Source organism: Oscillatoria nigro-viridis PCC 7112 (assembly GCF_000317475.1).
GTDB classification, from domain to species: domain Bacteria; phylum Cyanobacteriota; class Cyanobacteriia; order Cyanobacteriales; family Microcoleaceae; genus Microcoleus; species Microcoleus nigroviridis.
This window is the reverse complement of the sequence record NC_019729.1, coordinates 5,284,942-5,298,246: the sequence shown is the minus strand read 5'-3', so window position 1 is coordinate 5,298,246 and position 13,305 is coordinate 5,284,942. Positions and strand designations below refer to the sequence as shown.

Sequence of the window (13,305 nt, the reverse complement as noted above, 5' to 3'; positions counted from 1 at the left end):
TTTCTGGGACGTTAGCTGTAATTCTAGCTGGCTGAATTAATAGAGTTGGTTGTTTTGTATTCGATTAGCTTGCTCTGCTGCCCCAGCAATCGGCGCTGGTGAAACTGGATTTGACCTTGTAACTGCGGAAATTTGGCTAATACACATGACAAAGCGTAGATGGCTGCGTCTTTAGTTGTGAGATCCCGATACTTTATATAATAGTTATAGGTGCGATAGGTTGCTAAGGGGTAGCCACTCAATAGTAACAGGCTCCAGCCTTTTGTCGGCCATGTCATGGCCAAAGCTAGGGCTGGCAAGACTAAGCCCCAAAACCAGGTGCTGCGCGTTTCTTTGACCCAATGGCGCTCTGGTTCGCTTCCGTGCATCCAGGAGCCTTCGGCATAGGCATGACCCGCTCTTTGAGCCCGCTTCCACCACTGAGCGAAACTGGTCATTTGCGCGTCGTGCAGGGTCATTTCTGCGTCTAAGCGAAGAATTTTCCAACCTTTTTGGCGAAGCCGCAAGCACAGTTCGGGCTCTTCGCCGGCTATTAATGCGGGATTGAAACCTTCGACTTGCTCAAATGCGGTGGCGCGCATCATGGAGTCGCCACCGCAGGCTTTGGTTTCGCCGATGGGGGTATCCCACTCAATGTCGCACAATTGGTTGTAGATGCTTGCTTCGGGGTATCGTTCGCGCCTGCGCCCGCATACTGCTGCTACGTCTGGTTGGGCTGCGAGTTCGCTCTCAGCTCGATCGATCCATCCATCAACTACTTCGCAGTCACCGTCCACAAATTGGACAAATTCGATGTCTGGCGCTAGTTGCAGCAAGCGGGCAAAGCCTTCGTTTCTGGCGCGTGCTGCGGTAAACGGTATAGATAAGTCTAGTTCTAGTGTATCGGCTCCGATCGATCGGGCTAACTCTAGGCTACCGTCTGTTGAGCCGGAATCGACATAGACGACGCGGGCAACTTTGTCTGTGGCCGAGACTAGGCATTGGCGGAGGCGCTGCCCTTCATTTCGTCCGATCGCCACTAATCCAATTTGTTTCAAGGTTTACCTCTTGAATTCGACTACTGAGTAGTTCGTTGTATATTTTAATAAAAGTCCAGCTAATTTCAGAATTTTTCTGCGACTTCTATAATTTTTATCAGACTTTCGGGGTCTTTTTTTCGATGATTTTTGCGGGAATTCCCACTGCGGTTGCACCTGGTGGCACGTCACAAATCACCACAGCATTAGCACCAATCAAAGCATGATCGCCGATCGTTACGGAGCGAATAATTTTCGCTCCTGCACCAATATCGACGTGACCGCCGATTTTGACATCAGCAACAATTGTCACCTGTTGAAAAATCATACAGTTAGGGCCAATGGAAGCACTTGGGTGAATGACAATGCCATTAGGATGAGGCAGTACCAGTCCTCCTTGTATTTGGCAGTTTAAAGGGATGTCTGTTGCAGTTACAACGCTCCAGAATCGATACTGAATGATGTTCCAACGGCATAAAAAATAGCCGAAAATCCCACCCTGCTGCTGCCACTTTTGATAGTTGCGGATAGATTTGAGCAGTTGGCGACTCGGCTCCCACCAATTGCTGGGTTTTTCGCGGCTCCAGTCTGCTTCTGTAGCAGAAACGATTGGCTTAGTGATTGACTCAACCATTGTTTGTGGAATATTTTGATGATGTTGACAATTGTGCTTATTTGTGCAGTTTACCTTAACAGGCATCTCTAACTTGAGTAGGTAGATTGCTGGAATTGGGCCGCAGTTGGAGTGGATGTGTTGCCGTAGAAGTGCGACACTCGTAACTTTACGAGCTGGGGTTCAATTTCGGGGTCGAAGCTGCCCTCGCGGCTGTTAATCAAATCTGCCCAGGGCAGGCTTTGAGTTTCGGCTTGCAATTTTTTCACTAAGTCTTCGACGCGGCCTATCGGTCTGGCGGGGACGCCGCCCACTATATCGCCCTCGGCGACATCTTTGGTGACGACGGCACCGGCGGCGACGATCGCATTTGGGCCGATAGTGACGTTGCGAAGGACGATCGCATTGAAGCCGATAAATACGTTGTCGCGGATATCTATCTTGCCTACGGCCTCTAGTTTAACGTTGTAAGCCCGGTCAAGCATGGCGATCGAGCCGTCGTGGCCTAGCAGGGTACAAGATGAGAAGTGAACATTGTTGCCGATGCGGGTGTAGGCGGGATCTCCAAAGACGGTATTTGGCCAGATGCTGCAATTTTCGCCGATCGCGTACAAGTTGCCGTGGCGGCGGAGAAATTCTGTGTATTCTTTGGAACAAGGGTTACAGAATTGGACGTAAAGACCCGGGAACTTGCCGTAACGCATGGCAAGATGGCGGATAATTTTTTGCAATGTCGATCTAAGCATTTTCCTGGTTTTTCGTAGATTGAAGAATCTTGGCAGGAATACCAACAGCAGTTTGACCGGCTGGAATGTCTGATAAAACTACAGCATTGGCACCGATATTTACGTCGTCTCCCAAGTTTACTTTTCCGAGGATTTTTGCACCAGCGCCGACGTTAACCCGATCGCCCAATTGAGGGGATTCTAGCGGTTTGTCCAAATAGCGGTTTCCCAACGTTACACCTTGGCGGATAATGCAGTCGTCGCCGATTTTACAGTATCCGTGAATAATAATAGCGTTTTGATGTTCAATCACCACGCGACGACCGAGCTTCACAGTGTAAGGCAAGTCTATCCCGTAACTATTGCGAACTTTTCGGTAGAGCGATCGATAAAGAATGCTCAAAGGAGCCCGCAGTAGCTTGGGTTCAACTTTCATTCTCCAGACACCGAAGCGTTGAACTGCTACGGCACGAAATCCCGGTTTTGTCCAATCCCGACCATGAGCAATCCAGTCTTCTTTTATTTGTTGCCAAAGTCCTAATTCTGGGCTTTCTACTTGATTTTCACTGGTGATTAAGTTTTGCTCAGTTACCATAAGCTGTAATTCACACTATTTCTTGTTTACTCTATTGCTAGATGCCCACGATCTTAATTGGTCGATCGGATTTTTGAGGAAGGAGCAACCCGGTTTTCTCCATCGACCATACTAATGTCTGACCTACATCCGAAAATATTTTGCTGACCTAGGTTAACCTGGTTTATTTGGCTTTGACGGATTTACCAACTCCATTTAAAAGTTTTTTGATTTTTCAATCTTACCTCCCTTAAAAAATACACTATTCAATACAAAATCCCTGAGTAATTTTGGTGGATCGCCATCTGGTTTGCCTTGAAGTACGCGGCGCACCCTCCAGACTGCAAAACCAGAAGCCCAGGATACATCTGTTAATGCTGTGTAAACCAAGCCGTAGTTTTTGATAAAGTACCGACGCCGGGAATCAAACCAATAGGTCGGCAGCCGCTTGGCCGGCTTTTTGGTGTCAGTGACGCCTGAGCTTTGACCGACTAGGTGGACAACGCGACTCTCCGGTACGTACCAGCAACTCCAGCCAGCTTTGTTCGCTTGCAGACAAAAGTCCATTTCTTCGCAGTACATGAAATAAGCTTCATCCATCAAGCCAATCTTTTCAAATACTTCGCGACGGACGATCATGCTGGCTCCAGCGACCCAATCAGTTTGACAGGTTTCTTGGGAAATGGGAGGCGCGGCAGCCCAGTTGGCTAATAACTTGGATATGAAGCCTGTGCGCCAACCAAAATCGAGTTCGGTCAAGATGTTGTGAAACCGAAAAGCTGACTCCTGGGGCGTGCCGTCGGGGTCTTCCAAGCGGCTGCCGGCGATGCCTGCTTCGGGGTGGGAGTCCATGAAATCGACGAGGGCTTTTAAGGCACCGGGGCGAACTATGGTGTCTGGGTTGAGAAGCAGGAAGTAAGGGGGAGGATTGGTGGATTGGAGGACGGGACGGATGAGGGCGTTGTTTCCGAAGGCAAATCCGCCGTTGCGGTCTAGGGGAACGAAGGATGCCCATTCGCTCCAACCTTCTTTTGCGATCGCACTACTAATTTCTGCGACGGAGCGATCGCCTGAAGCATTGTCGCCAACTACAACTCGCATACCGGGCAGCGATTGAACTTCGCTAACTAGAGAGCGCAAGCAGTCAATTGTCAAACTAGAGGTTCGGTAGTTAACAATGACAACCAGCAGTGGATAGGGGTGATTGGACTCGCTGGCCTTCGACATAAGTACCGCTGTTTGTTTAACAACTTTTTAGCTCAAGTTGTACCTATCTGGCAAGCTGGAGCGATCGCTTATAGCATTTTTATTTGTTTGGGTGAGGGAGACTGTTTTTTCTGCCATATTTCGGAAGTATCGCCGCTCTGGATCAAAGTCGATACTGCCTGTAGGCTTGACTGGCTGCTCGGTGCAGCAGCGAATGTCGGTAAACTAACCCCTTAGCGTCATCGGAATAGCCCCCGCCAATCACGCAGGCAACGGGATAGCCGCCCGCCAAACACGCCATCAAAACTTGCATTTCCCGGCGAAATAAGCCCGTATCAGTTAAAGCTAATTTTCCCAGTTTGTCGCCCTGATGAGGGTCTACTCCAGCATCGTACAAAACTAAATCTGGCTTGACACTTGACAGCAAATCTGGTAAAAATTTATCCAATGTTTGTAAATATTCGTCGTCCTCCATACCGACAGGCAAAGGTACATCTAAATCGCCCTTTTGTTTAGTGCCGGGAAAATTGACTTCGCAGTGCATCGAGAAAGTAAAAACGCTGCTGTCATCTTGGAAAATTACGGCGGTTCCGTCTCCTTGGTGGACATCTAAATCGACAATTAAAACTTTGCGAACTAAACCACTTTTTTGCAATACGCGAGAGGCGATCGCCAAATCATTAAAAATACAAAAACCCGACCCAAAAGCAGGGAAGGCGTGATGAGTTCCGCCCGCAGTATTGCAAGCCAAACCGCAATCTAAAGCGAGCTTGGCAGTTAGTACAGTTCCTGCCACCGCAGTGCAAGTGCGATTGGCAAGGGCCCGGCTCCAAGGCAGACCTATTCGGCGCTGAGCTTTGTTATCGAGCGTCCCGTTGCAGTAAGCTTGAACGTAGCAGTGGTCGTGGACTAATTCAATCCATTCTTGAGGCGGAAGTTCGGGAGCGTGAAATTGCGATTTATCTGCTACCCCGTCCGCGAGCAGCATCTGGTAAAGCATCCGAAACTTGGCCATCGGGAAGCGGTGATTCGGTGGCAGAGGTGCAACGTAATCTTCGTGGTAAATAATTGGTAACTTCATTAAAATTATTGTATAACGAATGAATCTCCAATTGAACGCCTGCAATCTCAAATTTACATTCGCTGGAGAACCTGTATATGCAACAACTAAAAACAGTCTGGCAGTCCGGCAGCACCGACCCCGAGAATGCTGACAATCTCCATAATATCAGTCAGTGGTGGGGAAACCTCAACGGCAAAGAAATTAGCTGGGTACAGCGACTGATTCCGCAAATCGGCGGTCTGAGCGAAATTCACTGGCAACCCCAGCGTTTTGACGAAACATTTGTGATAGTCAATCCCGAAATTCGGGAGGAAACTCTCTATTGGTACAAACCCGATTCTCCTGTCCAACGTAACAACACTGTTGACAAATTAGAACTTGACAATTTGCAACAGCAATTGTACATCTATCCTCAGTTGGAATCGGAACTGGTAATTCGCGTAGGAATTCCCGAAGTTAAATATCAAACACTTGAATTAAACAATCCCGAAATCGCCTTGGGGGAAGATAATATGCTGCTGCTGTGGGAATCTGAGCAAGAACTAGAAGTTAAAATTTACTTGAGCAATGAAAATTTTGCTAAGCTTAAGGAATTGCTGGCATAGAAAAGACCGAGAAAATAGTTTATATGGTAGGCTTTGGGTGCCAATGGAGGGATCGCATCTATACTCTTAGTCCCCTAGAAATATCTTAAGACTGATGGGCGGGTGCGTCAAAACCTCGGTTTTTTACAGCCATACTTCGTTGCAGCGACAATAGTAAAAAAAACCGGTTTCTTCGCCTCGCGCTACGTTCCGGTGTATATAGTCTTTCGAGCGAAAAATGAGGTACTCTCGGCCTGGAGTGGCCTCCGCGGCATGGAGCGGGCATACCTCACCACGCTTGAGAACCGCTGTATCTCGGCTAAAACCCTTTGAATGTGGCAGCAAAATGTCAAGAAACTTGCGTTATCCTCCTGGGACTTTTAATGCAAAAGTCAAGGAAAAAAACAGTCCTGGACGCATCAACCGGGTTGTACGAAAATACTTGGTAGCAGCCCTTGAAAAAACTTAAAAAACCCTCTTACTTTGGTCGGAAGTGCCTAAACGATGAGTGTTTTTATGCACACTTAATTGGATATCTAATAAGGGGATTTGTTTGGGGAATAAAATATGGTGAAATAGGGTTTATTTGAGTGGCAAACTTAAGACAAGCAACCAATAAGTTTAAAGAAGAGAATGTGCGTTAGCTGATGGCGAATATCTAAACTTAATCCTCTGTTGGCTGAGTTTTAAAAGGTTTAATAAATAATTACGGTCTGAAGGAATCGCTAAATTTATTAAATCCTCAATCTTCTGCTAGCATTAAAACAATCACAATAATCAGACAAAAAATGATATTTCAAAAAGAAAATATTCACATTTTAATTATTGACGATCAGCCCCAAAACCTGCGGTTTATATCAAACATATTGACGAAAGAAGGGTATAAAGTTCAGCGGGCGATTTCGGGAGAAATGGCGGTCAATGCTAATTTAACCGTTCTTCCAGACTTAATTTTGCTAGATATTGCCATGCCCAAAATGAACGGATACGAAGTCTGTACCCGACTGAAAGCTAATGAGAAAATGAGGGAAATTCCGGTTATTTTCTTGAGCGTTTTTGATGAAACTTTTCACAAAGTCAAAGCTTTTGAAGTAGGGGGTGTTGACTACATTACTAAGCCTTTTCAAGTGGAAGAAGTTTTAGTGCGGATCGAAAGTCAATTGACTATACAACAGCTATCAAAACAATTAAAACAGCAGAATGCCCAACTGCAACAAGAGGTGGAAGTTCGCAAGCAGACAGAACAATCACTCAGGGAAAGCAAAGCGCGGTTGCAAAAATTGGCGGTCAATATACCGGGAGTTCTTTATCAATTTATCAAGAAGCCCGATGGAAGTTTCCAATTTGAATACATTAGTTATGCTTGTCGGGAGATTTACGAATTAGAGTGTGAACAAATATTAAAAAATCCCTCCTTGTGCTTCGATCAAAATCATCCAGACGATCGAGAATATCTGGATGAAAAAATTGCGGCGAGCGCTCGAAGTTTAGAACCTTTTGCCTTTGAATGGCGGATTGTTACGCCGTCGGGTAAACTCAAATGGCTGCAATCAAATTCTCGACCAGAAATGCGCGATAATGGCGATATTGTTTGGTATGGCGTACTTTTTGATATCAGCGATCGCAAGCACACAGAAATAGAAATGGCTGGAGCTAAGGCTGCTTTAGAACGGCAAGTTCAGCGACAATTGCTGATTGCAAAAATAACTCAAGAAATTCGATCGAGCTTGCAGCCAGAAAAAATATTTCAAATAGCTGCAACTCAAATCGGTTTGGCATTCCGCGTCAATCGCTGTTTAATTCATACTTACGTTACTACTCCTCAAGTCGATATTCCTCTGGCGGCCGAGTATCTCGAACCCGAGTGCCAATCTATTTGGAACGTACCCATTCCAATTTGGGGCAATCCTCACGTCGTACAAATGATGATACAAGATACGGCGATCGCCTCCAACAATGTTTATTCAGATCCTCTGTTGCAAGCTGTTCAACCGATTTGCCAGAAGGTTGGGTTAAAATCGATGCTGGCAATTCGCACTTCCTACCAAGGCAGGGCAAACGGCGCTATCTGTTTGCACCAATGCGATCGTTACCGGGAATGGACTTCCGATGAAATCGACTTATTAGAAGCTGTGGCGGCTCAAGTAGGGCTCGCTATCGCTCAAGCTAAACTGATCGATCGAGAAAAAAACCGGCTTGTGCAGCTCGATCGGCAAAATAAATTGCTACAAGCAGAAATTCGCACCCGCATCTGCGCTGAGGAAGCTCTGCAAGAATCTGAAGCAGAATTACGGGCTATTTTTGCCGCCATGACTGACACAGTTTTAGTGAGAAATGCAGCAGGGCGCTGCATCAAAATCGCCCCCACAGCATCAACGAATTTGGTGAAACCTCCCAGCGAAATGATTAACAAAACCGCCCATGAAGTCTTGCCGAAACCTGTGGCAGATTTAGTATTAAATGCCATCCAACAAGTTCTCAAAACGAAGCAAAGCGTCAATATTGAATATAGCTTTGAAGTCCGAGAGCGCGAAGTTTGCCTCGACGCTAAAGTTTCTCCGCTGACTCCAGATTCAGTGATTATCGTGGCGCGAGATATTAGCGCTCGCAAACAAACAGAATCCGCACTCAGAGAGAGCCAGCACTTCATTCAAGCGATCGCCGATTCCAATCCCAACCTATTGTACGTTTACGATGTAATTGAACAGCGGAATGTTTATACCAACCGACAAATTTCGACGATGCTCGGATACACCGCCCAAGAAATACAAGATATGGGTACAGCAATGATGCCACTTCTGATGCACTCCGACGATTTGCCAAACTTTTTTGAAAGCATCCAAAAAGTAAATGAAGCCAAAGACGGTGAGGTCATTGAATGTCAATACCGAATGAAACACAAAAACGGTGAATGGCGGTGGATGCACAGTTGGGATACAGTATTTCTCAGAACAAGCGATGGTAAACCCAAACAAATTCTCGGCACTGCTAATGACATTACAGACCGCAAATTAGCCCAAGAAAAACTGCTAGCATCGCAGCAAAGAATCTCATTTTTATTGCAGCAAACGCCGATCGCAATTATCGAATTAAACCTCAATTTAGAAATTATCACTTGGAATCCCGCAGCCGTTGCTATTTTTGGCTACAGTGAGCAAGAAGCGATTGGTCGAGTCGCCTCCGATTTGATCGTACCTGAAAGCTACCACCCGCAATTATCTGAGATTTTCAATCATGACTTGAATGCCAAATCCAGCGGCACTACCGAAAATCTGACTAAAGACGGCAGAATTATCATCTGCGAGTGGTACAATACTCAGCTAATTGACGATAACGGTACAGCGATCGGCATTGCTTTAATGGCTGTAGATATTACCGAACGCAAGCAAGCAGAAACCGAACTGCAAGAAAGTGCTTTACGACAAAGAGCGATCGCCCGCATCATTGAAAGAATGCGGCAGACTTTAGATATCCGAGAAATTTTTCACGCCACAACCCGAGAATTGCGCCAAACCATGAAGTGCGATCGAGTCGCTATTTACCGTTTCAATCCAGACTGGAGTGGCGAATTTGTAGCCGAATCCCTTGACCGCAAGTGGGTTTCTTTCATCCAAGCACAGGATGTAAATTCTAACCTGACTGAAGGCGCTTTAGACAGCGAACTTTGCCTCGTCCAAAAATTAGATAGTATCTCACCAGAAGTCCACGATACCTATTTGCAACAAACCCAAGGCGGAGCCTACAGCCGAGGTAAAACTTACCTTTGTGTCCCAGATATTTACAAGCAAGGTTTCGATAATTGTTACATCCAATTGCTAGAAAAATTTCAAGCTAAATCCTACATTATTGTACCAATCTTTTCCGGCAAGAAGCTCTGGGGATTACTAGCATCCTATCAAAATTCTGCTCCCCGCCAGTGGAGTGAAGCAGAAATCAACGTTGCAGTTGATGTAGGTACTCAGCTAGGAGTAGCATTACAGCAAGCGGAATTGTTCGCCCGCACTCAAAGGCAGTCCATGGAACTGATTAAATCCAAAGAAAACGCCGAAGTTGCCAACCGCGCCAAAAGCCAATTTCTAGCTTCCATGAGCCACGAACTCCGCACACCTCTCAACGCCATTCTCGGTTTTTCCCAAGTCATGGCCCGCAACAGTTCTATCACGGAAGAACAAAAAGAATACATAGAAATTATTAACCGCAGTGGCGAACATTTGCTAGAACTCATCAATGATGTTTTGTCAATGTCCAAAATAGAAGCAGGTCAAATTACCATCAATCCAAGCCGCTTCAATCTCTACAACCTTCTCAACAGTCTCAAAGAAATGCTGCAACTAAAAGCCAACTCAAAAGGTTTGCACCTAATCTTTGAAAATGCCGATGATTTGCCGCAGTACATTCAAACAGACGAAGCTAAATTGCGGCAAGTTTTAATTAACCTGGTCGGCAATGCGATTAAATTTACTCAGCAGGGAACCGTTACTTTGCGCGTCAGCAGCCAAGCGGAAAAAGACGCCACAGAAGAAAATAAATCCCAATTATATTTTGAAATTTCCGACACGGGGCCAGGCATTTCTCCCTTGGAACTTGCCACATTATTTAAGCCCTTTATACAAACCGAAACTGGTCGAAAATCCATGCAGGGAACTGGTCTGGGGTTGCCGATCAGCCAACAGTTTGTCCGGATTATGGGGGGTGAGATTGCTGTTAAAAGTCAACTCGGTCAAGGAACAATTTTCAGCTTTAATATCTGGGTTGACTTAGTAACAGAAAGTGATGAACAAGAAAAATCACCGATTAAACAAGTTATTGGTTTAGAAGCCGGACAAGACACTTATCGGATATTAATAGTTGAAGATGTAGCGGAAAATCGCCAACTGCTGCTTAAGCTGTTGGTACCCCTGAGATTTGAAGTCCGGGAAGCAACTAACGGTCAAGAAGCAATTGCTTTGCATTCAACTTGGAAACCGCACTTGATATTAATGGATATGCTGATGCCCGTGATGGATGGGTATGAAGCGACAAGACAAATTAAGAAAACTCTAGAAGGTAGAGAAACAATAATTATTGCCCTGACTGCCAGTGCTTTTGACGAGCAGCGACAAATAATTTTGTCTGCTGGTTGTAACGATTTGATCTGTAAACCGTTTCGGGAAGAGGTACTCTTTGAAAAGATAGCGCATCACCTCAACCTGCGTTATATTTATGAGAAAGAAAACTTATCTACTTCTTTTTCAACACCGACGCTGCTTAAAAGTTTGACCACCGAGGATTTGAGTGTAATGCCCACAGACTGGGTGGTCGAGTTGCACCGAGCAGCACTTTGTGTTGACGACAACCGCATCCTCGAACTGATCGAGGAAATTCCCGAAACTGAGGCAAATCTCGCTAAGGCTTTAACAGATTTAGTCGATAATTTTCGGATAGATATCATTATCGATTTAACTCAATTATATTATGATGAACGACCATCCATTACCAGCGATTCCTAAAGACATTCTGATCGTTGACGATATGCCGGATAATTTGCGACTTTTATCTACTATGCTGACATCTCACGGGTATCATGTCAGGAAGGCTATTAACGGAAACTTGGCTCTGCAAGGGGCGCAAATATCTCCTCCCGATCTAATTTTACTAGATATTAATATGCCGCAAATGAACGGGTATGAAGTTTGCGAGCAGTTAAAGTTAAGCGAAAAAAGTAAAGATATTCCGGTAATTTTTATTAGTGCGCTAGATGACGTACTGGAAAAAGTTAAAGCTTTTCAAGTAGGAGGAGTGGATTATATTACTAAACCGTTTCAAGTAGAAGAAGTCTTAGCCCGCGTCCAAAACCAACTTTCCCTTCGTTCGCTGCAATCCAAACTGCAACTGCAAGCTAGGGAACTGCACGATCGCAATTCTAGATTGCAGGAAGAAATCGCAGAACGGCAGCGGGCTGAAGAATCAATCCGGTTTTTGCTGGAAACTACGCGGGCGATCGGCGAAGCTGTAGATTTTCACTCAGCTTTAGAAGTAATTTTGCACCAAGTTGGCGAAACAATCGGATGGGATGTAGGAGAAGCTTGGATTCCCGATGCAGAAGGAACTGTGCTGCAATCTGCCCGGGGCTGGTATGCAAGCAACGCGAGGATGGATGCGTTCCGCAGGCAAAGCGAACAACTAACATTTGCCATGAATATAGGGCTGCCGGGACGAGTTTGGGCATCCAAGCAAGCGGAATGGGTAGAAGATATTTCCAGGGGCTACCCCGATTTTTTCCGAAGTCAGATAGCACTAGAACTCGGATTCAAAGCGGGTTTTGGCGTGCCGATTTTGGTAGGCGATGAAGTATTGGCAGTGCTAGTTTTCTTTAAAAGTTCGTCGGGTGGGAAAGATGCACGATTTATAGACGTGTTTAATGCGGTCGGCACTCAATTAGGTTCTTTGATTCAGCGCAAACAAGCAGAAGAGTTGCTGCGTATTGCCCAAGAAAAATATCACAGCATTGTAGAAAATGCGATGGAAGGCATTTTTCAAAGCACGCCTTCAGGAGGCTATCTCAGCGCTAATCCAGCTTTGGCAAAATTGTACGGTTACGACTCGCCAGAAGAACTGATGTCCGAGATTAAAAATATTGCTCAGCAACTCTACGTTGACCCGGAACGCCGCCTCGAATTTGTGGCTGCTATGGATGCTGAAAATGCCGTTTCGGGGTTTGAATCTATGGTATGTCGCAAAGACGGGCGCCGGATTTGGGTGTCAGAAAATGTTCGGGCTGTTCGAGATTCAAAAGGTGAGCTACTCTACTATGAGGGTACTGTTTCTGACATTACAGAGCGCAAATTAGCGCAAGAAGCGCTAAAAGTTCAACAAGAACAAAGCGAGAAGTTGCTGTTAAATATTTTACCCAAACCAATTGCAGAACGCTTGAAGGCAGAGCAAAGCACGATCGCCGACAGTTTTGCCCAAGTAAGTGTTTTATTTGCTGATATTGTTGGCTTTACTGAGTTGTCTGCGAGAATGTCTCCCACCGAGTTGGTAAAGCGCTTGAACGTAATTTTTTCGCACTTCGACCAGTTAGCTGAAAAGTACGGTGTGGAGAAAATTAAGACTATTGGCGATGCTTACATGGTAGTCGGGGGGTTGCCTACGCCGAGACAGGATCACGCCGAGGCGATCGCCCAAATGGCCCTGGGAATGCAGGCAAAAATAGCAAAGTTGTGCGCCGAGACAGGGGAAAAACTGGCCATTCGCGTTGGCATCAATTCCGGGCCGGTGGTTGCGGGAGTAATTGGTGTGAGCAAGTTTACCTATGATTTGTGGGGAGATACGGTGAATGTAGCGGCGAGGATGGAAGCTACGGGTTTTGCAGGCAGCATTCAAGTTACGGATGTTACTTATGAGCTTTTGAAAGATAAGTATTTGTTTGAGAGGCGAGGCGTGATTCCGGTAAAAGGTAAGGGGGATATGATGACTTATTGGCTGCTACAAAAAAAGTGAAAATTGGGAAGGAAGAAGGAAGAAGGAAGAAGGAAGAAGGAA

Annotated in this window: 9 protein-coding genes; 3 read left to right on the top strand and 6 right to left on the bottom strand. The window is 45.7% G+C overall.

All coding sequences use genetic code 11. The features are described 5' to 3' along the window. Window positions 1-23 precede the first annotated feature (23 nt). From OSC7112_RS22085 to OSC7112_RS22060, 6 genes are all read right to left on the bottom strand, one after another. Window positions 24-1,037 carry a glycosyltransferase family 2 protein gene (locus OSC7112_RS22085; RefSeq protein ID WP_015177989.1) on the bottom strand — a complete coding sequence of 338 codons (1,014 nt, stop codon included), beginning with the start codon at window positions 1,035-1,037 and terminating at the stop codon, window positions 24-26. A 97-nt stretch (window positions 1,038-1,134) separates the two neighbouring features. Continuing rightward, window positions 1,135-1,650 carry a serine O-acetyltransferase gene (locus tag OSC7112_RS22080; RefSeq protein WP_015177988.1) on the bottom strand — a complete coding sequence of 172 codons (516 nt, stop codon included), beginning with the start codon at window positions 1,648-1,650 and terminating at the stop codon, window positions 1,135-1,137. Between the two features lie 68 nt (window positions 1,651-1,718). After that, on the bottom strand, window positions 1,719-2,375 hold the full coding sequence (locus tag OSC7112_RS42200) for an acyltransferase (RefSeq protein ID WP_071884000.1): 657 nt from the start codon (window positions 2,373-2,375) through the stop codon (window positions 1,719-1,721). After that, window positions 2,368-2,949: a serine O-acetyltransferase gene (locus OSC7112_RS22070; RefSeq protein WP_015177986.1), complete on the bottom strand. Its 582-nt coding sequence runs from the start codon at window positions 2,947-2,949 to the stop codon at window positions 2,368-2,370. The genes OSC7112_RS42200 and OSC7112_RS22070 overlap by 8 nt, the downstream gene beginning before the upstream one ends. Before the next feature lie 195 nt (window positions 2,950-3,144). Next, complete coding sequence (locus tag OSC7112_RS22065) at window positions 3,145-4,155, bottom strand: glycosyltransferase family 2 protein (RefSeq protein ID WP_015177985.1); 1,011 nt, start codon at window positions 4,153-4,155, stop codon at window positions 3,145-3,147. A gap of 142 nt (window positions 4,156-4,297) precedes the next feature. After that, window positions 4,298-5,215: a histone deacetylase family protein gene (locus OSC7112_RS22060; RefSeq protein ID WP_015177984.1), complete on the bottom strand. Its 918-nt coding sequence runs from the start codon at window positions 5,213-5,215 to the stop codon at window positions 4,298-4,300. 77 nt (window positions 5,216-5,292) lie between these two features. On the opposite strand from OSC7112_RS22060, the gene OSC7112_RS22055 reads away from it, so the two are divergent. The 3 genes from OSC7112_RS22055 to OSC7112_RS22045 all read left to right on the top strand — a co-directional run bounded on the left by OSC7112_RS22055 (window position 5,293) and on the right by OSC7112_RS22045 (window position 13,263). After that, window positions 5,293-5,802: a hypothetical protein gene (locus tag OSC7112_RS22055; protein WP_015177983.1), complete on the top strand. Its 510-nt coding sequence runs from the start codon at window positions 5,293-5,295 to the stop codon at window positions 5,800-5,802. A gap of 767 nt (window positions 5,803-6,569) precedes the next feature. After that, window positions 6,570-11,270 carry a PAS domain S-box protein gene (locus OSC7112_RS22050; RefSeq protein WP_015177982.1) on the top strand — a complete coding sequence of 1,567 codons (4,701 nt, stop codon included), beginning with the start codon at window positions 6,570-6,572 and terminating at the stop codon, window positions 11,268-11,270. Beyond that, window positions 11,236-13,263, top strand: coding sequence for an adenylate/guanylate cyclase domain-containing protein (locus OSC7112_RS22045; RefSeq protein ID WP_015177981.1), 2,028 nt, complete (start codon window positions 11,236-11,238; stop codon window positions 13,261-13,263). Before OSC7112_RS22050 ends, OSC7112_RS22045 begins: the two co-directional genes overlap by 35 nt. The last annotated feature ends 42 nt before the right edge of the window (window positions 13,264-13,305 follow it).

Coding starts and splice junctions, on each gene's coding strand:
- OSC7112_RS22080 (WP_015177988.1), bottom strand. CDS start 1,650: ATGGTTGAGTCAATCACTAAGCCAATCGTTTCTGCTACAGAAGCAGAC.
- OSC7112_RS42200 (WP_071884000.1), bottom strand. CDS start 2,375: ATGCTTAGATCGACATTGCAAAAAATTATCCGCCATCTTGCCATGCGT.
- OSC7112_RS22070 (WP_015177986.1), bottom strand. CDS start 2,949: ATGGTAACTGAGCAAAACTTAATCACCAGTGAAAATCAAGTAGAAAGC.
- OSC7112_RS22065 (WP_015177985.1), bottom strand. CDS start 4,155: ATGTCGAAGGCCAGCGAGTCCAATCACCCCTATCCACTGCTGGTTGTC.
- OSC7112_RS22060 (WP_015177984.1), bottom strand. CDS start 5,215: ATGAAGTTACCAATTATTTACCACGAAGATTACGTTGCACCTCTGCCA.
- OSC7112_RS22055 (WP_015177983.1), top strand. CDS start 5,293: ATGCAACAACTAAAAACAGTCTGGCAGTCCGGCAGCACCGACCCCGAG.
- OSC7112_RS22050 (WP_015177982.1), top strand. CDS start 6,570: ATGATATTTCAAAAAGAAAATATTCACATTTTAATTATTGACGATCAG.
- OSC7112_RS22045 (WP_015177981.1), top strand. CDS start 11,236: ATGATGAACGACCATCCATTACCAGCGATTCCTAAAGACATTCTGATC.